General features: G+C 43.8%; 22 protein-coding genes. 8 read left to right on the top strand and 14 right to left on the bottom strand.

Going from position 1 to position 24,933, the window contains the following annotated elements; all coding sequences use genetic code 11:
- Positions 1-18 precede the first annotated feature (18 nt).
- Genes HP399_RS06970 through HP399_RS06940 form a run of 7 tightly spaced genes read right to left on the bottom strand, consistent with a single transcriptional unit; the run spans position 19 to position 5,435 of the window.
- A complete protein-coding gene (locus HP399_RS06970; protein WP_173616450.1) occupies positions 19-561 on the bottom strand; it encodes a hemerythrin domain-containing protein in 543 nt (180 codons plus the stop codon).
- 27 nt (positions 562-588) lie between these two features.
- Entirely contained in the window at positions 589-906 is a 318-nt protein-coding gene (locus HP399_RS06965; protein ID WP_173616451.1) for a hypothetical protein, read from the bottom strand.
- Positions 907-934: 28 nt separating this feature from the next.
- Positions 935-1,138, bottom strand: coding sequence for a hypothetical protein (locus tag HP399_RS06960; RefSeq protein ID WP_137033053.1), 204 nt, complete (start codon positions 1,136-1,138; stop codon positions 935-937).
- Positions 1,122-1,655: a Rieske (2Fe-2S) protein gene (locus HP399_RS06955; protein ID WP_173616452.1), complete on the bottom strand. Its 534-nt coding sequence runs from the start codon at positions 1,653-1,655 to the stop codon at positions 1,122-1,124. The genes HP399_RS06960 and HP399_RS06955 overlap by 17 nt, the downstream gene beginning before the upstream one ends.
- 16 nt (positions 1,656-1,671) lie before the next feature.
- Positions 1,672-2,241, bottom strand: a complete 570-nt coding sequence (locus HP399_RS06950) for a 4Fe-4S dicluster domain-containing protein (protein WP_088909171.1) — start codon at positions 2,239-2,241, stop codon at positions 1,672-1,674.
- Positions 2,234-4,408 carry a molybdopterin oxidoreductase family protein gene (locus tag HP399_RS06945; protein WP_173616453.1) on the bottom strand — a complete coding sequence of 725 codons (2,175 nt, stop codon included), beginning with the start codon at positions 4,406-4,408 and terminating at the stop codon, positions 2,234-2,236. Before HP399_RS06945 ends, HP399_RS06950 begins: the two co-directional genes overlap by 8 nt.
- The gene (locus tag HP399_RS06940; RefSeq protein ID WP_173616454.1) at positions 4,395-5,435 is read right to left on the bottom strand and encodes a hypothetical protein; all 1,041 of its coding nucleotides are present in this window, start codon (positions 5,433-5,435) and stop codon (positions 4,395-4,397) included. The genes HP399_RS06945 and HP399_RS06940 overlap by 14 nt, the downstream gene beginning before the upstream one ends.
- A 187-nt stretch (positions 5,436-5,622) precedes the next feature.
- On the opposite strand from HP399_RS06940, the gene HP399_RS06935 reads away from it, so the two are divergent.
- Positions 5,623-6,330, top strand: a complete 708-nt coding sequence (locus tag HP399_RS06935; protein WP_173616455.1) for a Crp/Fnr family transcriptional regulator — start codon at positions 5,623-5,625, stop codon at positions 6,328-6,330.
- Between the two features lie 83 nt (positions 6,331-6,413).
- Here the strand turns inward: HP399_RS06935 and HP399_RS06930 are convergent, their stop codons facing one another.
- Positions 6,414-7,913 (bottom strand): nitrate/nitrite transporter, encoded by a 1,500-nt coding sequence (locus tag HP399_RS06930; RefSeq protein ID WP_173616456.1) that lies wholly within the window; start codon positions 7,911-7,913, stop codon positions 6,414-6,416.
- Between the two features lie 145 nt (positions 7,914-8,058).
- On the opposite strand from HP399_RS06930, the gene hcp reads away from it, so the two are divergent.
- Positions 8,059-9,354 (top strand): hydroxylamine reductase, encoded by a 1,296-nt coding sequence (gene hcp / locus HP399_RS06925; RefSeq protein ID WP_173616457.1) that lies wholly within the window; start codon positions 8,059-8,061, stop codon positions 9,352-9,354.
- A gap of 62 nt (positions 9,355-9,416) precedes the next feature.
- On the opposite strand, the gene HP399_RS06920 is transcribed toward hcp, so the two are convergent.
- The 3 genes from HP399_RS06920 to HP399_RS06910 form a co-directional block, all read right to left on the bottom strand.
- Positions 9,417-10,250 (bottom strand): S1 family peptidase, encoded by an 834-nt coding sequence (locus HP399_RS06920; protein WP_173616458.1) that lies wholly within the window; start codon positions 10,248-10,250, stop codon positions 9,417-9,419.
- A 101-nt stretch (positions 10,251-10,351) separates the two neighbouring features.
- Positions 10,352-11,413: a hypothetical protein gene (locus HP399_RS06915; protein ID WP_173616459.1), complete on the bottom strand. Its 1,062-nt coding sequence runs from the start codon at positions 11,411-11,413 to the stop codon at positions 10,352-10,354.
- A complete protein-coding gene (locus HP399_RS06910; RefSeq protein ID WP_173616460.1) occupies positions 11,403-11,978 on the bottom strand; it encodes a sigma-70 family RNA polymerase sigma factor in 576 nt (191 codons plus the stop codon). The genes HP399_RS06915 and HP399_RS06910 overlap by 11 nt, the downstream gene beginning before the upstream one ends.
- Before the next feature lie 204 nt (positions 11,979-12,182).
- Between HP399_RS06910 and HP399_RS06905 the strand changes: the two genes are divergently transcribed.
- The gene (locus tag HP399_RS06905) at positions 12,183-13,004 is read left to right on the top strand and encodes a DUF2785 domain-containing protein (RefSeq protein WP_173616461.1); all 822 of its coding nucleotides are present in this window, start codon (positions 12,183-12,185) and stop codon (positions 13,002-13,004) included.
- Positions 13,005-13,084: 80 nt separating this feature from the next.
- Here HP399_RS06905 and HP399_RS06900 read toward each other — a convergent pair whose 3' ends face one another.
- Positions 13,085-13,678: a YdeI/OmpD-associated family protein gene (locus HP399_RS06900; protein WP_173616462.1), complete on the bottom strand. Its 594-nt coding sequence runs from the start codon at positions 13,676-13,678 to the stop codon at positions 13,085-13,087.
- A 136-nt stretch (positions 13,679-13,814) separates the two neighbouring features.
- On the opposite strand from HP399_RS06900, the gene HP399_RS06895 reads away from it, so the two are divergent.
- Genes HP399_RS06895 through HP399_RS06885 form a run of 3 tightly spaced genes read left to right on the top strand, consistent with a single transcriptional unit; the run spans position 13,815 to position 16,737 of the window.
- Entirely contained in the window at positions 13,815-14,699 is an 885-nt protein-coding gene (locus tag HP399_RS06895; RefSeq protein ID WP_173616463.1) for a hypothetical protein, read from the top strand.
- 48 nt (positions 14,700-14,747) lie between these two features.
- A complete protein-coding gene (locus HP399_RS06890; protein ID WP_173616464.1) occupies positions 14,748-14,909 on the top strand; it encodes a hypothetical protein in 162 nt (53 codons plus the stop codon).
- 10 nt (positions 14,910-14,919) lie between these two features.
- Positions 14,920-16,737, top strand: a complete 1,818-nt coding sequence (locus HP399_RS06885) for an APC family permease (RefSeq protein WP_173616465.1) — start codon at positions 14,920-14,922, stop codon at positions 16,735-16,737.
- A 29-nt stretch (positions 16,738-16,766) separates the two neighbouring features.
- Here the strand turns inward: HP399_RS06885 and HP399_RS06880 are convergent, their stop codons facing one another.
- Positions 16,767-18,563, bottom strand: coding sequence for an FG-GAP-like repeat-containing protein (locus HP399_RS06880; RefSeq protein WP_228088469.1), 1,797 nt, complete (start codon positions 18,561-18,563; stop codon positions 16,767-16,769).
- A 296-nt stretch (positions 18,564-18,859) separates the two neighbouring features.
- Here HP399_RS06880 and HP399_RS06875 point away from each other — a divergent pair, with 296 nt between their 5' ends.
- On the top strand, positions 18,860-19,741 hold the full coding sequence (locus HP399_RS06875) for a discoidin domain-containing protein (RefSeq protein ID WP_228088468.1): 882 nt from the start codon (positions 18,860-18,862) through the stop codon (positions 19,739-19,741).
- Positions 19,742-19,894: 153 nt separating this feature from the next.
- On the opposite strand, the gene HP399_RS06870 is transcribed toward HP399_RS06875, so the two are convergent.
- Complete coding sequence (locus HP399_RS06870) at positions 19,895-22,159, bottom strand: RCC1 domain-containing protein (protein WP_228088467.1); 2,265 nt, start codon at positions 22,157-22,159, stop codon at positions 19,895-19,897.
- A 916-nt stretch (positions 22,160-23,075) separates the two neighbouring features.
- Between HP399_RS06870 and HP399_RS06865 the strand changes: the two genes are divergently transcribed.
- Entirely contained in the window at positions 23,076-24,788 is a 1,713-nt protein-coding gene (locus tag HP399_RS06865; protein WP_173616467.1) for a methyl-accepting chemotaxis protein, read from the top strand.
- The last annotated feature ends 145 nt before the right edge of the window (positions 24,789-24,933 follow it).

Below are 24,933 nucleotides of genomic sequence, written 5' to 3'. Positions count from 1 at the left end.
AGGAGGGCGACATGATTTCTAATCTTGAAACAGTACTCGCAACTGCTCTTTCTCTGCGTCACTCAATACGTATTCTGCCATCGGGAACAGCACACTCTCTTCTTTAAAGAAATGTTCCAAGAGTATTTCTACTGACTTCAGCAAATGAGTGTGGACAGCTTCTATTTCAACTGGTTCAGACTTTTCCTTTTCTACGATTCGCATGAACGACATCAGGCTTTCATGAATAAGATCATGCTCTTCCTCCATGGCAGCAATCGGTCCCATCTCCCGTTCGATATAGTTAGCCATCAGGGGATACAGGTCTTCCTCCTCGCGTCTGGAGTGTCTCTCTAGTTCCGCCCGAAACGAGGATGCCAGCTCATGAAGCTCTGTTAAGCCTTTCTTTCTTTTAGTAGGTTCGGCAGTAGATTTCAGGTTATTTGCTAGATGTACGAGCTCATTCAACTGCTCAGCTAATGATAGGTGCTCGTCTTTCAATTTTTCCAGAGCTGGACACAGCTTCCTTCTCCCTTCAAACTCCTGCATCTTCCCCATACATCCTATAGGCGGTGGTCCCATTACAATCCCTCCATCTACTAGTGGGAGTTAGTTACCAAAAGAAATGCGATACGCTAGCTGTCCCCGATTGTCGCTAGCAACCATTTGAATACAGTCATCCTCTTGCGAAAAAACAACCGGTCCATTCTGGATGGGAATCGCAATAAACTGGCAAGGATTAAAATAGAGTCGCAGATGCTCCTCATCCTCCGTGATCTCCCATTTTGCCAGCTGCCTTTCCAAGAGAGACGGGCTGTGTGGTTCGGCATTATCCGCCAAATCTTGAATGAGTATCCCCATTTTTTTATCCACCAAGGCAGGGAGCTCTTGGTGAAGCTCGGCAATCGTTCGCTTACTAGGATTCATGGCAACTGATCACACTTCCTTCCCCGGATTATTTCCCTTGTTCTCTTCGATCTCGCTGGTCTTTTCTAAATACCATCCATGCCAGTGGGAACAACACCACCGTTGCACCGCTGAGCAATAGCACCTCCATATATCGCTGTGCAAAATACATATTGACTGTGTACTGGGTGCAAACAATGCTGGCGAACAAGATCAATGCTAATAGGATGACACCTCTATAGCTGCTCTTCATATCTCTTCACCCCTACAGCGTATACAGCTCCATCTTTCTCTTGAAGCACAATTTCCGGAAGTGGTCTTCTTGGGGGACCAGCGAGCGGATTACCTGTGGCGATATCAAATTTCCCATGATGGCAAGGACATAGCAGCTCTTTCTCATCTCGGTCCCAAAATACCGGACAACGCAGGTGGGTACATGCATTTTGATACGCCTTGTATTCCTTTTCCTTCACATATACGAACAACGCGCTGTCATGCTCTCCTGGATAAGCAAATTCAATCGCATCTCCGGGTTTTATATCGCTGAGATTCGCGATTTTTTGTGTGGGATACGACTTGCTGGATGAACTCATCAGCTCCTTGGCAGCTAATGCCCCCCATGGCAGTGTAGATGCCGCGAAAAGACCGGCTGCTCCTACCATTGTTTTCATAAAACTCCGTCGATCCAGACTACGCTCATTGGAACGATTAATGTTATGTGTATAATTGTCATCCTTCAACGGAATTTGGCGGGTTTTCTCGTTCTCCATAAGGTATTTCTCCCCTCTAGAATAGCTTCTGTTTGCCCTGCAGAATGCCAGGCAGGCTAATTTTCACATTGGTTTCGCCTTCCAGCACATCCGGGTCGTGGCTGGCAGTCCATTTGCCATTGGCCAAAGGAATCTGTGCCCGTTTTTCTTCCAGCTCTGCTTCCTCAATCCACTGCAAGGTGTTTGTCGGGCAAACCGAAGCGCACATCGGCGGGATTCCCTCTTTCGTACGGTCGTAGCATAGATCGCACTTGTACATGAGATTCTGTTCTTCATCAAATTTGGGAATCCCATAGGGGCACGCAATGGTACAATTTTGACAACCGATGCATTTCTCTACCAAGGCTGACAATACGGCCCCATTATCTGCGATTTGAATCGCCTGAGCAGGACAGCTGCGGGCACAAGCAGGATTGACACAATGGAAGCACATGAGAGGAATCGTTTGTCTGCTAATAAACGGGTCCACATCCAGTACGTAGTTTCGGTTTCGGTTGTCGTGACCTCCACACTGTGTACACGCCGCCAAGCAGCTTCGACAACCGATGCAATTATCCATTTCGATGTATAAGACTTGTTTACCCATGGCGAACTCCTCCATGCTTGTGCTTGATGATTTTCGCAGCGCACGCTTTAAATTCAGGCATTTTGCTGTAAGGGTCCAATGCCGGATTGGTCAGCAGATTGATAGACTCCGCTTTTCCCCAGTGGTACGGAACAAACACCGTATCCTCTCGAATGGCCTCGATAACTTTCACGCGGTACTGCGCCTCGCCTCTTCTCGTTTTCAAAGTGACCAGCTCATCGTGTTCAATGCCATAAAGAGTCGCTGTTTTTGGATGAACCTCTAGCAGAGGATCAGGATACATGTCCGTCAAAAACGGGATTCGTCTTGTCTGATTCCCGGACAAATAGTGGAACACAACTCGTCCCGTAGTTAGCCGCAAAGGATATTCTTCATCCGGCTCCTCCGCTGGCGGGCGATAAGGCAGCGCACATATTTTGGCTTTGCCATCCGGGTGATAAAATTTTTTATCCAGGAATAAATGGGGCTGCCCCTCGTCACCCTCCTCACGGCACGGCCAGAAAACACCATTGTTTTGATCAATTTTCTCGTAGGTGACCCCGTAGTAGTCAGCTATTCCGCCTTTGGAGACCTGACGTATTTCATTGAAAATATCCTGAGGAGACTTCAAGTGAGCAAAGAATTGTCCGCGCCCCATTCTTTTGGCGATTTCTACCTGAATCCACCAGTCAGGCTTGGATTCTTCGAACCAGTCCTGTGCCTGACGGTGACGAATGATACGACCTTCGAGGTTTGTAGTCGTTCCATCGTCCTCTGCCCAAGTCGTAACGGGAAGAACGACATCGGCGTATTCAGCTGATTCGGACAAGTAAAAGTCGCAGCAAACCATAAAATCCAGACTTTTTAGGGACTCCCGAACATGGTTTAGATTTGGCGCACTTACAACCGGATTGGAGCAGAGTAAGTATAAGCTACGGATTGTTTTATCCTTCATCAACTGGAACATCTCATAGGCAGAGACACCTTTCTGCGGCATCTCTTCCGCGGGGATGCCCCAGGCACATGCTATTTCACGCACATGTTCAGGATTGTCGAGCTTGCGGTAGCCAGGCAATTGATCGGCTTTTTGCCCGTGTTCCCGCCCCCCTTGACCGTTTCCTTGACCAGTAAGGGTTGCAACACCTGATTTTGGACGGCCAATCTTGCCTGTGACGAGCGACATGTTGGTATAGGCCGATACGTTGTCCGTCCCTTTCGCCTGTTGTTCCACACCACGGCAAAACATGACAATCGCATCGGGTGCCCTCCCGAAAATGTCGGCAGCCCGCACAATCTTCTCCACCGAAACCCCTGTTATTTCGCTGACATACTCCGGTGTGAAGGTAGCGACCACTTCTTTTGTTTCTTCAAAACCATTCGTATGATTTCGAATAAAGTCTTCATCAATATGTCCGTTCTTGATCAGGAGATGAACGATTCCGTTTGCCAGTGCCAAATCTGTACCGGGCCGCAGATCCAGGTGGATATCAGCTCGACGCGCCAAAGGTGTTTCCCTTGGATCGGCTACAATCAGATAACCACCTCGATTTTGCACTTCCCAAATACGAAACATGCTGGTTGGATGACACTCTGCCGCGTTTGAACCGGCCAAAAACAAGCAGTCTGTTTGATGAATATCCGTCCAGGGAATGGTAGAACCGCGATCAATCCCCAAGCTTCGATTCAATCCTGCCGCAGCGGAGGACATGCAGAAGCGACCATTGTAGTCGATATAGCGGGTTTGCAAGGCGACCCGCGCAAACTTACCCGTGAGATAGCATTTTTCGTTCGTCATGGAAACGCCAGAGTAAACAGACAAGGTATCTTTGCCATAGTTGTGTTGCAATTCCTTGAACTTGGAAATGATCAAGTCAAGTGCTTCCTCCCATGACGCTTCCCGAAATCCTTCCGCCGTGCCTTTTAATGATGCATCCGTTCGAATCAACGGCCGCTGTATCCGATCCGGATGGTTCACCTGCTGATAAGCCGTCACGCCTTTTGGACACATCTTGCCCAGATTGACAGGGAAATCGTACCGTGGCTCTACTCCGATAATCTTGTTCGTCGTTGTATCTACACGCAGATTCATCCCGCATTGCATACCGCAGTAGCAGCAGTGCGTGCTGACCAATTTCTCGTTCGGATGTATCTTGTTTTCAATTACTTTAAAAAATTTATCCTTTGGCATGTTGATTTGCCTCCCTGGCATTGATCTCGTGCGTAGGAACTCCTGTGAAACGGAACATCCGGTATTTTCTGCGGCACGGCAAGCAAAGTTCAGCCAAGTGGAATCCTTCTTCCATTTGAAAAGCCATTTCGTTTTTCCCCAGCACGTTGATTACATCTGCCGACTGTTCCACAGAAACAAACTCATTGCTGCACACTTTGCACTTTTTCATTTCCTGCTCGCCGTAGTGTTCGCGATAATTACGTGCAAACACACTCATGGGACGGAACGGTATGTGAGCCAGTTTTCCGAATGGCAGATAAATCAATGTCACAATCACTGCAAATTGATGAGTGACTGATATGACCGGGTGCCCAAAGCCCCCTAAGAACATGTTGCTTGCGGTTAACATCAAGCCTGTCACGCTGATAAACAGTAGCAGGTATAAAGGCAAAAAGTCGTAGACAAAGGATTGTTCAGCCCGTGCCTGCATGTTCTTGAATCTGCGATACAATGCCATGACTGCTCCGCCGATGACCATAAAAGCAGTAATGTTCAACGCGTTGTAAAAGAGAAAGGCAACCCAGCCATCCGCTTGTACGGTCAGAACATCCACACCCATGAACACGACCTGATAGAAACCATTGTCCGTCATCGTGAAATACATCCAGCCAAAAACTAACGGAAAGGTGACAAACGCGGCCAAGATGCATCCCCATCCCAGCAAAATGTGCTGTGTCCAGCGATACCATCCCCGATTCCAAATAAAGCGATAGATGGCCAGATGATCCACCGTTGTATTCGCCGTGCTTTTACGAAAGAGAAGTCGTAGCCCCTTTTTCAAAATGACATTTGTTGGCGGGCGATCTGCCCACGCAGAAAATCGGTAAAGGAAACCTCCAATAAAGACAAGAGTCCCCACCATATAGCCGTAAAGCGCCAAATCAATATGCGTGAAAAAACGTGTTCCCACGTAACTTAGGACGAACAAGCAAGCAATGATGATAAAAGCACGCTTCGCCACCTTGGAAGCAAATATATAGTTCATACAACACCCTCCCTGCTGCTGCTCATTTTTTCCTTTCGCTCGAGTCCATTGTAGCAATGGCTCGTAACCCAGGTTGTGATTTACCTCACACCACTGCCACAATCTAGGACGATTTTCTCTTCCCAAACCATCGATTTCGGATGATATAATGAGTTACCTTTGTATCCTTGTTGTAGGGAGGACCCACATGACCGGAAATGGCACAACATTTGTACAGCAGATTTCTTCCGATTTTGTGAATAGCCTTGAAACGTTTTCTGTTAGGAAAAAATTCGTTCCCGGAGCCGTTCTGTTTTTGGATGGTGAAAGAGCTGATCAGCTATTCTTAATTTCGTCAGGCCAAATTAAGCTCACTAAAAACACCAACGATGGAAAAGAACTGACACTGCAAGTATTTGGTGCAGGAGAGCTAGTCGGCGTCTCCGGGCTCTTCGAACAGGAATTGACGTACACCTCCACAGGCACCATGTTGATGGAGGGTGAGATATGGATCATTCCGCGACAAGAGTTGGAAAAAATGCTCATCAAAAACGGTCAATTTTGCGTAGACTTCCTGCGTTGGATGGGATTGATGAACAGGCGGATGCAGTCTAAATTTCGTGATTTGCTACTCAATGGCAAAATCGGTGCCTTGTATTCAACGCTAATCCGCATGAGTAACACGTATGGCAAGCCACACCCCGATGGAATCCTCATCGACCTTTCCCTTACCAATCGTGATTTGGCACAATTCATTGGTCTGACACGAGAAAGTGTCAACCGGATGCTTTCCGATCTAAAAAAACAGGACACCATCGATCTGCTTCCCCAGGGACATATCTTGATTAAGGACCTTGCCTATTTAAAAGAAGCGATTTTTTGTGATGACTGCCCTCCAGATATTTGCCAAATGTGAGCAACGTCTACATCCTTTCCTGCACGAAAAAAGTCCTGGACTCGTCCGTCCAAGACTTTTTTTCATAAGTGGTTCAAGCTTCTTTATCCATGTCTTTGCTCCGCGAGCTCGCTGAACATGCCAGCATAGTACTCGACGTCTCCTGCATCGTCCAGAATCGCGCTGATCGTTAACCATTGGAGGTACTGATCTCCATTCTTCCGGCGATTCCAGATCTCTCCTTGCCAGTAGCCATTCTTCTTAATCGAGTCCCACATCTTTTGATAGAAATCGGCACTCTGCCTGCCTGATTTTAAAATATTAGGGGACTTGCCAATCACCTCATTCATCTCATAACCGGTCACTTTCGTAAAAGCGTGGTTCGCACTTTTAATGACTCCTCGTGTATCGGTAATCAGTATCGCCTCTCCCGTCTTTTCCATAATGGTAGCGGCGAGCTGCAGCTTCTCTTGATAAAACATCCACATCACCAAGACCAAGCTTGCCAGTGCAAACTGAGATAACGCCATGAAACCGATCGCGTAATGCCCCGTCAGATTAAACAGCAGCGTTAAGATCAACGGCGGGAAAAAGCCTCCTAATCCCCCCATGGCAGATACGATCCCATTCACAATCCCCGCTTGTCGCGAGAAATACATCGGCACTAATTTGAACACGGCACCGTTACCGATACCGGCACATGCCGCTACTAACAAGCATCCTACCGTATACATCAAAATCGATGGCGAAAACGATAAGACAATACCAGACAAGGCAAGCCCTGCAAACACAATCATCAGTGCCTTGAAGGGATTCCACCTATCTCCTAGCCAGCCTCCCAATGGTCTCGCAAGTGTCGCCAAGAGAATGAACCCTGCTGTTCTCATACCTGCATCTACTTTATCCAGTTGGAAATGGCTCACTAAAAAATTCGGGAGATACACGGTGAAAGCGACGAAGCAACCAAACGTAATAAAGTAGAACAAACTGATTAACCATAGCTTTTCGTTTTTGTAGACACTCTTGATCTGCTGACCAAGAGGAGTCACTACCTTAGGTTCATTTTTATCCCCCAGTAAGAAGGTAAGCACAGCGAATCCTGCAAGCAGTAGCATAAACATCTGTACGGTATTGGCCCATCCCAATGATTTGGCCAGAACTGGTGCTGCAAAAGTGGTTATCGCTGTACCAATATTCCCCATACCGTAGATTCCGTTTATAGAACCATGCTTCTCTTTCGGATAGTATTTAGGAAGAGAAGTAACACCAACGGAAAACACCGCTCCGCCTATCCCCAAAAATAGCCCGCCGATTAACAAATCTGTATAAGTGGTCGCCTGGCTAATATAAAAAACAGGGGCTAGCAGCAAGAGAAAGCTTATGCTAAATAATATTCTCGCGCCAAATCGGTTACTCCAATATCCTACGGGGATTCTCAGCAACGATCCAAGCAAGACTGGAATCGCTGTCACCCACGCCACTTCGCTTGCACTCATAGGTACGGTTTCTTTGATAAAAGGCATGAGCGATGACAGAATGACCCATACCATGAAACCGACCGTAAGACTCAACGTCTGTAACGGCAACTGCCATTTTCGTACCATAAACAACACCCCTCACTTGGGAAATCTTCTTCATCCACTATGATAAGAGGCAAAGTTTGGTTTCGTTGTGATTTTAATCACAGCTCCTTCCGGGCAATCCGCTTATAATCAAAGCGAAATCTTGAATCGAAGGAGTGGATTATACATGTTTTGTTATCAATGTGAACAGACTCCATCAGGTGGTTGTAAGGTCATAGGCGTTTGCGGAAAGAATGAAGATCTTGCGAGTATTCAGGATACAATTATTTTTGCTTTAAAAGGAATTGCAGCTTATGCCACACATGCTCGACAACTGGGCTATATCGATCCTGAAGTGGATGGGATTACACAGGAAGCTCTCTATTTTACATTGACGAATGTGAATTTTAACTTAGACGAACATTTGCAAATGGCCATGAAAGTAGGCAAAGCCGCCATAAAAGTCATGGAGCTTTTGGATCGGGCTCATACGGATCATTTCGGAGTCCCGCAGCCAATCACAGTCTCGCAAAATAAAATCGAAGGAAAATGCATCGTTGTTACGGGGCACAATCTGTTTGCTCTCGAAGAGCTGCTAAAACAGACAGAAGGCAAAGGAATCAATGTGTATACGCATTCCGAAATGCTTCCTGCACATGGCTACCCCGCGCTGAAGAAATATCCTCATTTGAAAGGAAACATCGGGAAAGCATGGTACGATCAGCGTCAATTGTTCGAGAAATTTCCCGGCGCCATACTCGCTACAACAAACTGTGTAATGCCTATTCGAGGCAGCTACGCGGATCGTTTCTTTTCGTATGATATAACCGGTTTGGAAAATGTGGCAAAAATTGTAGAGAACGATTTTGCGCCGCTCATTGAAAAAGCATTGTCTCTTCCTGAGGTTTCTATCGAATCGGAACTGACATTGACGACCGGATATCATCACAAAACGGTCCTCGGCATCGCCCCTGAAATCATTCAGGCAGTCAAGGAAGGACAGATCAAACGCTTCTTCGTCATCGCTGGTTGTGACGCTCCTGGCAAGGGAGGCGAGTATTACCGTGAATTAGCTACGTCCTTACCGCCAGAAGCAGTCATTCTTACTACCTCCTGCGGAAAATTCCGTTTTAACGATGTAGATTTCGGCATCGTGCCAGGTACCAACATCCCAAGGTATATCGATTTGGGACAGTGCAATAACTCGGTTTCTACCATTACAATTGCGGCTGCATTAGCCGATGCCTTCGAGTGTGAAGTGAACGAGCTGCCGGTAAGTATCGTTCTTTCCTGGTTTGAACAAAAAGCGGTTGCCATCCTGCTCGGCCTGTTTAGCCTGGGTATACAAGATATACGGATCGGTCCAAAATTGCCTGAGTTCATTCAGCCCGGTGTTCTGGAAGTATTGCAAGACTTGTTCCATATTCAGTTGATTGGTGATGCCCAAGAAGATATGAAGCAAATGCTCGGAATCACGCAATAGGCCGTCACCAATCACAAAATGAGGCACCTTCTTATAACAGGAAGGTGCCTCATTCTACCTTTTTATAACCATTTTGCAAGCCATTCTGAAACAGCTTGGTGCTGCAAATTGATTGCTTCTCCACCAGGAACGCTTTCCCGGATACTTCCTCGTTGGATACCTACAGACGTTACGTTGACGAAAATACCGATCACGTCTCCATATTCATTGACGGCAGCTCCGCCGCTGTTGCCATTCTCCACAGGAACAGAGCAGTCAAATTCCCACGGTTGCATCTTGGTGCTTAACTGACACAACTCACCAGTCCTTACAATCCAGTCCGCATACTCCGCTTCGACAGTCAGTAGCTTTTGACCACTCACAAGTGAATCGGCGCTCAAAGGCAGGAACGGTAATTTTGCAGACGGTCGCCCAATTTTATACAGCGCCAGATCAACAGCATCTTTTCCTATTCCCGGGTGCTCCGCAACCAGAGTCGCATCTAACCAATCCCGCGCGTACGTTTTCACTCTGAAAGAGACTCTACCTTTGGATACGTGTTTTGCCGTCAGCAATAGGCCGCCTTTCAATAATACACCCGTACCGCCGAATCCAATGTCTATGTGAACCGAAGCAGCCTTTGCCAGCTTCTCGATTTCACTCCACGGCTTCGGTTGCTTGGTGGGTTTGGTAGGTTCTGGAGTTGGTTCAGGCTTCGGCTTTTCTGGCGTCTCGGGTTTGGGAACTGTTCCAGTCAATTTTTTCGCCATGTTTTGAATGAGCAATGCTACCAAGTCTCCACGGACAACTCCACCTTCATGAGCGTTTTGTACCCAGTATTCTGCTGATTGGATGACTGATTGGTTTTGTAATACTTTTAATGCCTCTTTTGTCTCTTTGTTCGCCTGTTTATTCACCGTTCATCCTCTTTTCATCACTCTATTTGTTCTATGATTACTTTACCAAATATTCCTATTGAAACAAAAAAAGAGACGGTTCTCCCGCCTCTTCTCTATTACTACCATTCTGTTTCCGTTTTGTGTTCAATTACGTGTATGACTTTTGGTTCAACTGCTTTCATCATTTGTTTCAGTAAATCATCGCTGATTGTTACTTTATTTTTTCCATCTTGAAGCTGTACTTCTGCCTGTGTTTTTGCAATCACATCAATGACTTGTTGTTTCGAGATATTTTTCGATGCTGCAATCTCTACAACAGATTTCCCTTTTGCTATTTCTTGTTTTAATTCTTCCGGGGTAATTTTCAGTAAAGAAAACAGTTTTTCATCATTTAAAAAGAAATCAGCAGTATAATCAGGCTTACCATCTCTAGAGAAAAAACCTTCTACTTTATTGCTTGACGGTACAGGAGCTACCGGAGAAAGACTAATTCTATTCCCTTGAACAAATACTTGGTAACCCTCTCCCTCTGATCCCTTCTTGATGTAATTCAAGATAAATGTTTTTTGATCTGGATTCTCCATTTGCTCCATGGCAACCTCGTACTCGTTGATGTTGCCATACACTTTATCAATGAGCTGATCTACCTTCCCCTTGATTTCCTGATCGGGCAAAGTAATGAGTGGTTTCTCCTTAGGCTCCCAATTCTCTTGAGTCAGGTCTTGAATCACATCCGTAATACCGTTTGTATGAAGGGTAATCTTTTTGCCTGTTCCTCCTTTTTCCTGCAGGACGATGCTTAGTTGGACCTTTTTGGTTGAATCATTGGGGTCCCCAAGGTAGCTAGCATCGATAATCTCAAACGATTTTGTTTCGGGAATTGCAGCATACAGCTTCTCAAGTGTTGCTTTTCCAACCTCATCCAACTTAACTTGTTCAGAAGTCATTGGTGCTCGAGTAAGCATGTCAATCACAACAGGGGCCGCAAATGCTGCGGTTGGAATCAAAATCGCAGCAGCAACTAATCCACCAATTAAACGTTTTTTCATCGTTATTTCGCTCCTTTTTCGTTGCAAATAGTGTGAATAGGATTGTTCTATACGTTTGGAAATGGCCGGCGGGCACTCCATCTTTTCTGCCTCTTCGTGCAGATGTTCATAGATTTTGCGTTCAATAGTCATTGATCTTTTCCATCCTTTCCAGAGGGAGATTCCCGAAGTCTTTTCGAAGCGCCTGGAGGCCAGCATGATATCTGGACTTGACTGTACCCAACGGAATATCGAGCAACGTCGCAATTTCCTCAAGAGTATAGTCGTGATAAAAGCGGAAGATAATCACTGTCCGTTGTTTGTCGGTCAGTTTTCGTATGGACTGGGATATCAGTTGATTCCTCCCATCCATCAACGCAGTATGTTCATCCCAATAAGACTCTTCCTGGGAGTAGGAACGGATGCGTTCAAAAATGCGGAATCTCCTCCAGCTCTTGACCCGAAATCTCTGCACTTGACGGATTACCAGGCCATGCAGCCAAAACTGGAAAGGACGGTTCGTATCGTAATTAGCAAGTGATGTCCACATTTGCATATAGATTTCATTCATGACATCTTCCCGATCTTGCTTATGATCCACTAGAAAGGAGACGGTCCGGTATACGTCCTGAAAGGTGGCATCATACATCGTATGAAATGCTTGTTCATCACCCTCTTTCATTTTTATAAGTAATTGATACATCTCTTCATTTTCCATTCAGAGGGCCCTCCTGAGTAAGCTTACACACTATATTGTCTCTCTTTCGGAAAAAGGTTCGGTCCTCTTCTAAATTTTTTTCAAATGTCTTAGGGTCTCTTGTCTGGCAATTGTACAGGGAGGTTCATAACCTATTTATGTCGAAACTTAAACTGTCACTTACCGCAAAGTAAGTTCGGAAAACTTCGAGTAGGAGCGTGTAAAATGAATGTAAAAGAAAAGCTGATATTTATTAAAGATAACGGCTACCAAGCCCCACCCGATACATTCCAATTCATACAAGAAATGATGAGTCACATTGGTTCTTTGGATGCCGAACTACGAGATGACCTCATTTATACAACCTTATCACATTGGATTCCTGACAATTCTCTAACTGCAAACGAACTGGAACAACTGATACCAATCATTCTAGATCAAAACCATTTGCTCTTTAGACTTGGTGAAACAAATACAGATTCTGTCTTTACCCGCTCTTTCTCCATGCTAGTCATACCGCTCCTTCTTATGAGACACAGAGAATCCCCCTTTCTCTCCCGCGAGAACATCCATGCGATCAAAGAGAAAGTTTTTTATAACGTACGAGAAGAGCGTGATTATCGAGGATATGATGAAGAAAAAGGCTGGGCTCATGCCATAGCCCATGCAGCAGATGCATTAGACGAATTAGCTCAATGTCCCGAACTGGATAAAAATGACCTCATCACCATCCTCGATTTGGTTTACGAAAAGATGACCATCACCGATCGCATTTACTCCGATGGGGAAGATGAGCGCATGGTAAAATCCATCATTCGTATTTTGAATAGAAAAATACTTAGCCAGGTTTATGTAGAGCAATGGATTCAAAGTTTTGGTGATATGGAGAAGAGTTCCGAATTTCTTCCTGCCTTTAAACAAAAAAATAATATAAAGAACTTTTTGAAAAGTCTGTACTTCCGAGTGAAATTTTACAAAGTAGATGCCGATCTCTGCCCAACCATTGAGCAGACATTATATAAAGTAGAAAAAGTATACTATTCGTGATATCGCGAATGAAACGAAATACAAAAACAAAAAAGAGGCGGTTCTCCCGCCTCTTCTTCACCATTTTCTCATCAAATATACTAATCATTTAATCCCTTTCCATCGAGAATTTGTTGCATACATTTTTCAACCCTTGACTCTCGCGTTTTGGCTTGTTTAGGTGCTGAAAAATGAAGAAGGTAGGCTCTTTGCCGTCCTGGAGTCAATGCTTCAAAAGCAGTTTTCAAGGCAGGGATTTCATTCAACTTATTTTGAAATTCTTCAGGAATGATGTATTCTTCATGCTTTTTAAAGCTCACTTCCACACCGGATTTTTCAACTTCAATGGCTTCCTGAATATAGGCCTTCAAAATAGATTCCATTTCCATGATTTCTTCCACATTGTTGAACCGGATCTGGCGGGCCGCCTGAACATTCTCCGTTTGTTGGATGAGAATCCCATTTGGATCCTTTAACAAGGCACCTTTTTGAAACAGTAGCGCACAATATTCTTTAAATCCATGTATTAAAACGATGTTTTTGTTCTCAAACGTGTAACAAGGATGCATCCACTTAAAATCTTCGGTCAGCTCACAGTCAAGAACAATACTTCTCAACTTCTCGTATTCTGCTTTCCACTTTTTCGCCTTGCTTAAAAATTCATCAACCTTAGGATTCGTTTTACTTGTTGTCATCAAGAAACACCTCTCATCTAGTTGGTGTCATGTCAATTTTTAGTTTTGACATTATGGTATTTGTATTATTCTATCATCATGTATTCAGGTTCCTTCTTTTAAAGAATAAGCTCTATCAGATTGAGAGGTGATTGATTTGGATATCAAATTCTATAGGAAATGGGCTTGCCAAAAAATGATCGAATCGTCACATAGCAATATGTGGGAAGGACATTGGGCGTGTGCGGTTATTGCCTTGACTGAACTCTTAGAAGAAAAACTTGTACCTGCCAAGTTGGAAGATTTGATTCGTAAAAATCTTGATAAAGTTGTGGAAGAACATGCAAACGAACAGCAGTATCGGGCAAACACAGAATACGAAGATTTTCCTGCTCAAATGATGAAACTGCTCGTCCAAAAGAGCCATACATGCCATGCGCTTGGTCATGACGCGATTTACACGTTCTATTTGCTGAGTATGCTCTCTCGTTCCCATATTCCAGCAACTGCCGAATTGTTTGATGCCATGGGGAAAATGGTTAGTAGTTTCGCAGCATCAGGTCCTGGTTTTGTTACTGTGAATGGAGAGAATATCGTCATTGATCCTGACGGCGTACCAAATACAGGTGTAAGATTACAGCTGACTCCAGAGACTTTGCTTGATTTACTCCATAACTTTCAGAGACCGCTGCAAATGGAGAAAGGCGATATGCAGTTGGGGCATATCCTTACGCATGGTCATGCTATTGTAGAAATGAAACAAGCTTATCGCCATTATGTACATGACAATCTCGATCCGTCCTTTTACACAAGAATCAACCTCTTGGCTTATGCTAATACACTTGAGGAAAATCGAGTTGTTGAATCCGATTCGATGGTTATGGAAGGCGAGTTGAATCCATTAGAACCTTCCTACTGGGAACAAGCATTAGTTGAAAGCAGGCATGGCCATTTTTATAAATACGCGTACAGTTATTTGAGACTTTGCCGAATATCGGGCCGCAGTCCATCCGATTTTCGATTGTTTCAACGTATTCTGTAAACGGATGATGTTACGGATACAAAAGTAATTTCAGGTGAATCTAACTACATGATTTCTACGGGTTTTGTCCAAAAGCATGAAGCTAAAGGACAAGAACCCGTTTTCTTTTTACTCAAAAGTACCATCATCTCCGCACGCGCCAAGTCATTGATCATGCAGTTGCGTAATATTATTGTGGCAGTGGGAAAACTAACGGGAAATGTCAGATAGGGGAATACACATGATATCAGAATTCAAGCGATTTTTACTCGGTAGACCTATGAAATCAAGTGAACTTGCCGGAGAAAAGTTAAATAAAGTAAAGGCTTTGGCGGTTCTTTCATCTGATGCTCTATCTTCTGTCGCTTACGGAACAGAACAGATTCTTCTCGTGTTAATTACTTTGGGTGCAGTAGCGATGTGGTACTCTATCCCCATCTCCATTGCGGTTGTTGGTCTTTTAACCATCCTCATTTTGTCTTACCGACAAACCATCTTTGCTTATTCAACTGGTGGTGGAGCCTACATTGTCGCAAAGGACAATTTAGGAACCACTACTGGACTGGTTGCAGGTGGATCTTTGCTTGTGGACTACATTTTAACGGTTGCTGTTAGTACGTCTGCTTCTACAGACGCTATTACTTCGGCATTTCCAGTGCTACATGATCATCGCGTTCTTATTGCTCTGTTCATGATTGCCATCGTAACGGTATTAAATTTACGTGGAATCACAGAATCGGCAACGATTTTAATGTATCCTGTTTATTTGTTTGTTGTCGCTATTCTCGTCTTAATTATTGGCGGCGGATATCAATGGATGGTTGGAAATGTGCAAGCTCATCCCCCACAATATGGGGCAGTTGTTCCAGGAATAACTTTATTCCTTCTACTGAGAGCATTTAGTTCAGGGTGTTCCGCGTTAACAGGGGTAGAAGCCGTATCCAATGCAATTCCCAACTTCAGGGACCCAGCACCGAAAAATGCAGCATTAACGCTTATCATGATGGGACTTATCCTGGGTGTTATGTTCATGGGCATTAGCCTGTTGGCTTATTTGTATGGTATTTCACCGAATCCAAAGGAAACAGTAGTATCTCAAATCGCTTCTGCTGTTTTTGGACGAGGAATCATGTATTACTCGATCCAAGCTGTTACAGCACTTATTTTATTTCTGGCCGCTAATACTGCTTTTGCAGCCTTTCCTTTACTCGCCTTTATGTTAGCCAAGGACAGATTTATGCCTAATATGTTCATGGTTCGAGGAGATCGTCTTGGGTTTTCAAACGGGATTATTTTCTTGGCTATTCTTTCAGCACTATTAGTGATTGCGTTTAAAGGAGAAACGGAAAACTTAATCCCTTTGTATGCGCTTGGTGTTTTTATACCGTTTACCTTGTCACAAGCAGGAATGATGAAACGCTGGATTTCCAAAAAGCCCCGAGGGTGGCTAGCACCTTTTGTTATTAATACTTTAGGAATGCTAACAACCCTCACCATTTGCCTGATCTTTTTCATTACAAAACTCTCGCAGGTATGGCCGATTTTTGTGTTCCTTCCTATCGTCATTTTTATCTTTAGGAAGATAAATCAGCATTATAGAGATTTGGCAAATGAGTTACGACTTGATATGGAAACAGACAAACCCGAACCAAAAGGGAGTGTCATCGTTATTCCTGTGGCTGGGATTTCTCAGGTGGTGAAAAGCACCATTAGTTATGCGCAATCCTTGTCGGACGACATTGTCGCTGTCTACGTCGGGTTCAATGATGAAGACATGAAAAAAATGGAGGAAAAATGGGAGCTCTGGAATCCCGGAGTACGTTTGATTGTCCTGCGTTCACATTATCGCAGTATCATAAGACCTTTGTTTAAGTTTATTGACACGGTTGAGTGGAAAAAGGCAGAGACGGATCATGTTACTGTCATGATTCCCCAGTTTATTACCAAGCACTGGTGGCATAACTTACTTCATAACCAGACGAGTTTATTAATCCGCGCGTATTTATTCGCCCGCCAAGATGTAAAAATTGCTACGGTTCCATACCGATTAAAGAAATGAAGCAGTAAATATTTCCCTATATACTTCCATCATTTTTGTTTACCTTGATCATCCTGACTGTTATTTAAATCCAGTATGAGACTAAAATTAGATTGAAAGACTACCCAATCATACACTTTTTTTACTCGAATGACTTCTGGCTGAATACTGTTGGAGACTCCAGAAGTAACGGTAACCACAAAGCTGCAGGAGGCCATATTTCCTGACTGATCCCTGGTTGTGCAGGTGAGCATCGTCATTCCTACAGGAAAGTCCATGGTAAAAGTTGCAACTGCAATTGGTGCAGGAGGGGAAAAGGACTGTGTGATCCCATGACAGGTAATAGAGGTTACACCACAAGTATCAGTGGCAGTGACTTCATACGTAACAGTAGCGGACGTTTGCCCGGGTAAAACAAGGACTGTGATGTCCTCAGGACAAGTGATGGTTGGAGGTTCGTCAATAACCGTGATGGTAAATGAACATACTTCCGTATTCCCAAATATATCTTGTGCCGTACAGGTGACAACAGTATCTCCCACTGGAAAAAGGGATCCTGAAGACGGAAAACAGGTAACGGTAACTCCAGGGCAAAGAGATACAGGTGTTGAATAGTTTACAATAGGGCAGGGTACTACCATGTCAGGTGGGCAGGTTGGTGGCTGCACGCATCCATTGAGCAAAACAGAAACATTGCTCGAATCCTCGTTTGCAGTAGCAATGTCAATTCTTCCGTCTCCATTAAAATCAGCCGCTGTAATACTGAAAGGACCTGCTCCTGTAGGGAACTGAAAGGGAGTCGAGAACCCGCCCGTTCCGTTGTTTATGAGAATAGAAACATTATCAGAACCTGCATTTGGGGTAGCCAAATCAATGACTCCATCACAATTAAAGTCAGCCGCTGTTATATCAAATGGAAATGCATCAGTGCCCAAGGTAAAGGGACTTCCTGCTGCTTCTGTAAAAGAACCGAATCCATCGTTTAGAAAGACGGTTACATTACTCGTAGCAATATTCCCGACAGCAATATCAATAGCCCCATCACCATTTAAGTCAGCAGCTACAAGGCTAATGGGGGATGATCCCCCTGGAAGTACAGAGAAACTCACTCCAGGAGTTTGGAACGTACCGTTCCCATTTCCTCTAAATATAGTTACATCATTCGTGTCTCGATTGGCAGTGGCCAGATCAAGTCTCCCATCTCCATTAAAGTCAGCCGCTACAATATCAAAAGGGGCCAAACCAGGATTAGTGTCAAATGGACTCCCTGGCGCCATGCTAAATACACCTGATCCATTATTCAACAAGACAGTAATGAAACTAGTTCCTGTAATTTGGCCTACATTTGCTATAGCTAAGTCCACACCGTTTACACCATCAAAGTCACCTGTAGCAATAGCAAAAGATTGCGAAACAGCAGGAAACACACCTGTACTATAAGCTACAGGTGCAGCAAAGGTGCCGTCCCCGTTATTCAAAAGGATAAAAACTCGGTCATTGGGAGTTTGATCCGTTACAGCCAAATCAATGAAGCCATCTCCATTAAAATCTGCTGCTGCAATTTGCCCTAATAAAGACCCAGGAAACAAAGTATTGAAGGGTATCGTTTGCGATACGGAAAACACGCCGGACCCATTGTTGACAAGAATAGAAACATCGTTGGACCCAATATCCACTACGGCCAAGTCTATGCGACCGTCTCTGTTAAAATCGGCAGAAGTAATGCTGGAAGGAGATGTTCCTCCCGTATTATATTCCACTGATGGCTGAAAAAATGGGCAGGCCAAATTGGATTCACCCTTTCTTACAGGAATACAGGCAGCCATTCCCTGATCGAAATGCTTCACTCCAAACACCAATAAAGGCTAATAAATGCACGTGGTGCATACTATGCAAATGCCTTTGATCATGATATGGCTGTTTAGGCATGAACGTGAATCCACTCTTCTTGTATGATCAATCCCAAGCAAACCCGTCTCCATAAAACAGGGACGGGTTTGCTATTTTTTGAACATAAATTGAACTTTTCAACTGATTGTTCCTTTGATTTGAATTTATTCCTTTTACTGTTTTGCTCAATTTAACGAACTGTAATATATTTCTATGTGGAATTATCCATATTTAACAGTTCAAGGAGGTTTTTATGAATTTTGTAAAGAGAAAATGGAAAGGTACTCGAAATGTTTTAGCACTGGTTTTAATGTTAGGCATTATTTTTTCTGGTACCAGTTTCGTGCAAGCGGCAGATAATGAGTATACAGAAAACGTAATTCCAGCTATGACTGGGGAAACTACACCTTCTGGTCATGCTTCTTCTACCTCCAAACTTAATGGTAGTTATTATCCATGGAAAGCGTTTGACGGTAATCCCAATACAGGTTGGTATGCTACTGTACTTCCTGGAGCACTAGAATATGAGTTTCCAACTCCTAAAAAAATCGAAAAATATTCCATTACTTATTGGAATATTAATACTGCACCAGCAAATTGGACTTTTGATGGCTGGGATGGTACACAATGGGTTGAACTCGATAAGCAAGTAAAAATAGTAAATTGGCATACTATCCCATCACAAAAGCAAGAATTCTCATTTAGTAACGATAACTCCTATATTAAGTACCGCCTCAACGTTACGGCATCTGTATTTGCCCAAGGTAACGCAAGCATGATTGCTGAACTGGCGATGTTTGAAAAGAACAATTCTGGCACCGATCCAGGTACTGATCCAGGTACTGATCCAGGTACTGATCCAGGTACTGATCCGGGTACTGATCCAGATCCAGAACCAACTGGGGACAACGCACTTCTTGTTATTAAAATGATCAGTGGACTTGAGAAAGAATTTGATTTAACTGCATCCGAAGTACAAGACTTCATCAACTGGTATAATGGCCGTGCAGACGGACGTGGCAAAGAAACATATATGTTCGATAAGGACTTTAACAAGGGGCCATTTACTTCACGCAAAGACTATGTGGCATTCAGCAAGATTCAATCCTTTGAAGTGATGGGATATACCAAATAACAAGACGAGGCACCTCCTGTAAAACAGGCAGGTGCCTCGCACTTTTTAAGACGCTGTTTATGCTGAAAGAATAAAGTCGACGAACATAATCCTGATCCTCCCCGGATTTCTCCGAAAGAGAGCCTGTATCATTTTATCGTGAGTTTTTATACCTTATTTGAGAGTCACTTGTACAGGAGAAGTCTTATAATTTGTATGTCCTATGCCTAATTCTCCATGATCATTATAACCCCAGCTCCATACAGTTCCATCAGATTTTACCCCAAGAGATACATTCGACCCTGCCGACAGGGATTCAAAATTAAATAAATTCTCAATTTCGATTGGAACTGCTGTTGAAGTCTTCATTCCATTTCCTAACTGACCAACTCCATTTGCCCCCCAAGCCCATACGGTTCCATCACTTTTTTTAGCAAAGCTGTGAGTCTGTCCAGCTTCGATGTAAGTGACATTCTCTAAGCCCTCGATTTGAACAGGTGCATACGAATTACCCACTACAGACGCTCCAAACAAATCTGAATTCTTACCCCAGCCCCATACAGTTCCGTCTTCTTTTAGGGCAAGCGAAAATTCATGTCCGGCCGATACGGCAACTACATTTGATAGTCCTTCAACCTGCAAAGGTACTCCTGTCATTTGTACGTCCTTACTCACACCAATTTGTCCAGTAGTATTCCTACCCCAGGTCCAAACTGTTCCGTCACTTTTCAAAGCCATTGAATGATACTTTCCTGATGAAATAGCAGAAATATCCGTTAGTGTCTCTACTTGAATAGGTGAATACGTCTTTGGAACTTCAGTATCTGGTACCCCAAGTACCCCACCAGCATTCTCCCCTAACGTCCATACAGTACCATCATTTTTTAAAGCGACGGAAAAATAGCCTCCAGCCTCAACCGTTTTCACATTTGTTAAATTTGGAACCTGGGTTGGTGACAGCACCGCTTTAATCTCTCTAGCACTCCCTAATTGTCCGCTTGCATTGTTTCCCCATCCCCAAACCGTTCCGTCATTTTTAACAGCTAATGAGTGCATGGAGTTACCTGCTGCAACAAATTTTACGTCATCAAGAATTTGAACAGGCGTTGTCTGCTTTTTGGTATCTGCAGTACCATCTCCGAGATGGCCCCACAGTGTATTATAACCTGTTGCCCAAAGTGTCCCATCAGGCTTCACAAAAAATGAATTGTTTTGATTAGTGCTAACTTGATACTTTCCATGAGGCTCTTCGCACGCACTTGCACCAGCCGATAATTTGAGAGTCACTTGTACAGGAGAAGTCTTATAATTTGTATGTCCAATGCCTAATTCTCCATGATCATTATAACCCCAGCTCCATACAGTTCCATCAGATTTTACTCCAAGAGATACATTCGATCCAGCCGACAGGGATTCAAAATTAAATAAATTCTCAATTTCGATAGGGACTGCCGTGGAAGTCTTCTGTCCATTCCCTAACTGACCTACTCCATTTTCCCCCCAGCCCCATACGGTTCCATCGCTTTTTTTAGCAAAGCTGTGAGTCTGTCCAGCTTCGATGTAAGTGACATTCTCTAAGCCCTCGATTTGAACAGGTGCATACGAATTACCCACTACAGACGCTCCAAACAAATCTGAATTCTTACCCCAGCCCCATACAGTTCCGTCTTCTTTTAGGGCAAGCGAAAATTCATGTCCGGCCGATACGGCAACTACATTTGATAGTCCTTCAACCTGCAAAGGTACTCCTGTCATTTGTACGTCCTTACTCACACCAATTTGTCCAGTAGTATTCCTACCCCAGGTCCAAACTGTTCCGTCACTTTTCAAAGCCATTGAATGATACTTTCCTGATGAAATAGCAGAAATATCCGTTAGTGTCTCTACTTGAATAGGTGAATACGTCTTTGGAACTTCAGTATCTGGTACCCCAAGTACCCCACCAGCATTCTCCCCTAACGTCCATACAGTACCATCATTTTTTAAAGCGACGGAAAAATAGCCTCCAGCCTCAACCGTTTTCACATTTGTTAAATTTGGAACCTGGGTTGGTGACAGCACCGCTTTAATCTCTCTAGCACTCCCTAATTGTCCGCTTGCATTGTTTCCCCATCCCCAAACTGTTCCGTCATTCTTAACAGCTAATGAGTGAATGGAGTTACCTGCTGCAACAAATTTTACGTCATCAAGAATTTGAACAGGCGTTGTCTGCTTTTTGGTATCTGCAGTACCATCTCCGAGATGGCCCCATTGTGTATTATAACCTGTTGCCCAAAGTGTCCCATCAGGCTTTACAAAAAATGAATTGTTTTGATTCGTGCTTACTTGATACTTTCCATGAGGCTCTTCGCACGCATTTGCACCAGCCGATAAAAAATTAGCCGTGAGCAGCAAGGTGATTGCACTTAAAACAGAAAACTTTTTCATAACTCTCTTCATGAAATACCTCCAAATCATAATATTTTTCACAAAATGAATATCGGCTTAAACAATATTTCTCATTAAACTTCTTTTAAAAAATTCAACTAAAATAAACAGAGTGGATATAGGAGCGCCACTTCATGCAAATCATCCGCAAAATGAGCTACACCCCTTGCTTTGGGTTGGAGGCTGGTTGTCCGTAGCACCCCAAGGACTTCGATCATTTTTTCAGCTACTTTCTGTCTATTTTATTTTTCACAGGGTTGTCCTCCTAGCTGTAGTTATGTTCTACCAACTTCTATTCCATGTTGAAATTTCTTCTGCTGCACAGATGGTAGAACTTTGTATTTGTTACTTTTTATTTTACTGATTATTTCTTTTCTCGCTGAAAACGCTGGAAGTGTAAACTTGTGTCACTAAGTGTAAGCCCATGAAAACAAAAAAAGAGACGGATAATCACCGCCTCTTTTCCCCAATCAATCCCAAGCAAACCTCTGCTCTTTCCAGGGATCTCCATACATATACTTGTGTAACCATTGATCACACCTGCTGGCCGCCCCTTATAGTCTGCAAGCCAGCCAAAGTCACCTTTTCTGTAGCCCGCGATCTGGACGTCTACATACGTATAATTAATGATCTTAATGAACGCTTATCAGCATGATAGCGCCCTTCTTTCAGCTTGGCGACTACACCCTCCATTTTCTTTTCACCAATCAGGTGAACCAGCCTCGTCCTCGAATCTAGTTCCGTGATCCGTCCCTACACTTTATCTAACATACCCCAAACTAGTCAGGTAAAAAAATGCCCTCCTCGGTCAGTCGTTGCTTCTAACCGTCGGTGTTATCGACTTTAACAGTCTACGAAAATGTTTAAAGTTTCAAAAATAGCGGAAAACAACAAGCATATCGTATTTTCATAAGAAAGGTGAGAGCAGATGTTCTTTCGAAATTTGAAGTTGTATTACAAAATCTTTACGCTTATTGTCCTAGCATTAATGATGTTGATCGCAGTCGGAGGGGTTGGGTACATTTCCACAAGAGATCTGGCCGAAAGCTCGGAAACGTTGTATAACGAAAACTTTTATGCTGTCGAGTCGATCAGCAAGATCCGCACCAATATGCAGACCAATGCCTCTTATTTTATGGAACTAATGGTTACCACAGACCAGAAAAGGAATAAAGAATTAATAGACAATATTGAACAAGTGAAAAATGATAATGCAAAAGTAATAGCCGATCTGGACAACATCGCTTTCGATCAGAAGAAAAGCGAGCTGTTCAAGAAATTCAAGGGATTGTATGACACTTACGTTACTGAACGAAATAAAACAATAGAACTTGCTACAACCAACAGGAACGCGGAAGCCTATCAGTATTACCTAACAAAAGTCCACGCTGTGCAGCAAGAGACCTTCGATGTGATGAAGGAATTCTCGGACTACATGACCGATGATACAAAGAAGGTCAATGCAGAAAACAAGCAAAATGCCGAAACTGAAGCTACTTTCATGCTTGTTGCTGTCATCGTGTTTGTTATTCTACTAGCGGTAATCGGTGTTGTCATTAGCAATATGATTACAAAACCGGTAAAAAAAATACAGGAACTGATGAGCCGGGCCCAAGCTGGCGACCTAACTGTATTCGGAGAATATCAATCCAGGGACGAAATTGGGACACTTACCAAAGATTTTAATCAAATGATCGCTGGACTGCGTACCGTTGTCAGCAAAATTAACGACAATGCCCTTTCCTTAGCAGGGAGCTCGGAAGAGTTGGCAGCTAGCGCGGAACAAACAGCGGAAGCCACTACTGTCATTACAACGGCGATTCAGGAAGTAGCCAATGGCGCGGAGCAACAGCTTCACGGGTCAGAGGAGAGTGCGCGATCCGTGGAAGAAATGGCAGTAGGCATCCAAAAAATTGCAGAATCAGCCTATACGGTTTCTGCCTCCTCCACAGAGGCTTCCGAGGAAGCGATACAAGGAAATACTTCGATTCGAGAAGCTGTCGAGCAGATGGACTCAATCAAGGAGGCTGTAGATACCTCAACCAATGTCATAAAATTCTTGGGTGAACGCTCTGAAGAGATTGTCAAAATCGTAGATGTGATTACCGGCATCGCCTCGCAGACCAATTTATTGGCGTTAAACGCAGCGATTGAAGCTGCCAGAGCGGGAGAGAATGGAAGAGGTTTTGCTGTTGTGGCTGATGAAGTAAGAAAGCTTGCTGAACAATCGGAGGAATCAGCAAAACAGATTGCACACTTGGTTCACGAGATTCAAAGCAATACGAACCATGCCGTAGGCACGATGAGTAAAGTAAACCAAAATGTTCAATCTGGGATCAGTGTCGTCCACGAGGCAGGTGAATCATTCCAGAAAATAGTAAACAAAATCCAGCACGTCACCGATCAAATTCAAGAGGTATCAGCTTTGGCAGAAGAGATGTCAGCCAGTTCCGAAGAGATCTCTGCTACTGTTTCTGAGTTTGAACGGATTTCCAAAGAAACAGCTGGGAGCTCACAGTTGGTTGCCGCTTCCTCTGAGGAGCAGTTGGCTACAATGGAGGAAATTTCAGCTTCAACCCAATCTCTAAATATATTGGCACAGGAGCTTCAGGAAATTACAGGTACATTTAAGGTAGCATAGCATAACGATATGAATGGAAATCCTCGCATCTGCACAGATAGCGAGGATTTTTCGATGCTGATCTATTTTTGATCTCACTCGTTTTTTTAAGACAAATTGTCAAGCCACGTGCGAAAAAGCTTACATAATGGCAAGGTAGTGGCCT

The organism is Brevibacillus sp. DP1.3A, assembly GCF_013284245.2.
Classification (GTDB): domain Bacteria; phylum Bacillota; class Bacilli; order Brevibacillales; family Brevibacillaceae; genus Brevibacillus.
This window is presented reverse-complemented; position numbering and strand designations above follow the sequence as displayed.

Coding starts and splice junctions, on each gene's coding strand:
- HP399_RS06900 (WP_173616462.1), bottom strand. CDS start 13,678: ATGACAACAAGTAAAACGAATCCTAAGGTTGATGAATTTTTAAGCAAG.
- HP399_RS06965 (WP_173616451.1), bottom strand. CDS start 906: ATGAATCCTAGTAAGCGAACGATTGCCGAGCTTCACCAAGAGCTCCCT.
- HP399_RS06935 (WP_173616455.1), top strand. CDS start 5,623: ATGACCGGAAATGGCACAACATTTGTACAGCAGATTTCTTCCGATTTT.
- HP399_RS06875 (WP_228088468.1), top strand. CDS start 18,860: ATGAATTTTGTAAAGAGAAAATGGAAAGGTACTCGAAATGTTTTAGCA.
- HP399_RS06950 (WP_088909171.1), bottom strand. CDS start 2,241: ATGGGTAAACAAGTCTTATACATCGAAATGGATAATTGCATCGGTTGT.
- HP399_RS06915 (WP_173616459.1), bottom strand. CDS start 11,413: ATGACTATTGAACGCAAAATCTATGAACATCTGCACGAAGAGGCAGAA.
- HP399_RS06955 (WP_173616452.1), bottom strand. CDS start 1,655: ATGGAGAACGAGAAAACCCGCCAAATTCCGTTGAAGGATGACAATTAT.
- HP399_RS06865 (WP_173616467.1), top strand. CDS start 23,076: ATGTTCTTTCGAAATTTGAAGTTGTATTACAAAATCTTTACGCTTATT.
- HP399_RS06910 (WP_173616460.1), bottom strand. CDS start 11,978: ATGGAAAATGAAGAGATGTATCAATTACTTATAAAAATGAAAGAGGGT.
- HP399_RS06890 (WP_173616464.1), top strand. CDS start 14,748: ATGATTTCTACGGGTTTTGTCCAAAAGCATGAAGCTAAAGGACAAGAA.
- HP399_RS06930 (WP_173616456.1), bottom strand. CDS start 7,913: ATGGTACGAAAATGGCAGTTGCCGTTACAGACGTTGAGTCTTACGGTC.
- HP399_RS06940 (WP_173616454.1), bottom strand. CDS start 5,435: ATGAACTATATATTTGCTTCCAAGGTGGCGAAGCGTGCTTTTATCATC.
- hcp (WP_173616457.1), top strand. CDS start 8,059: ATGTTTTGTTATCAATGTGAACAGACTCCATCAGGTGGTTGTAAGGTC.
- HP399_RS06970 (WP_173616450.1), bottom strand. CDS start 561: ATGGGACCACCGCCTATAGGATGTATGGGGAAGATGCAGGAGTTTGAA.
- HP399_RS06905 (WP_173616461.1), top strand. CDS start 12,183: ATGAATGTAAAAGAAAAGCTGATATTTATTAAAGATAACGGCTACCAA.
- HP399_RS06945 (WP_173616453.1), bottom strand. CDS start 4,408: ATGCCAAAGGATAAATTTTTTAAAGTAATTGAAAACAAGATACATCCG.
- HP399_RS06870 (WP_228088467.1), bottom strand. CDS start 22,159: ATGAAGAGAGTTATGAAAAAGTTTTCTGTTTTAAGTGCAATCACCTTG.
- HP399_RS06960 (WP_137033053.1), bottom strand. CDS start 1,138: ATGAAGAGCAGCTATAGAGGTGTCATCCTATTAGCATTGATCTTGTTC.
- HP399_RS06885 (WP_173616465.1), top strand. CDS start 14,920: ATGATATCAGAATTCAAGCGATTTTTACTCGGTAGACCTATGAAATCA.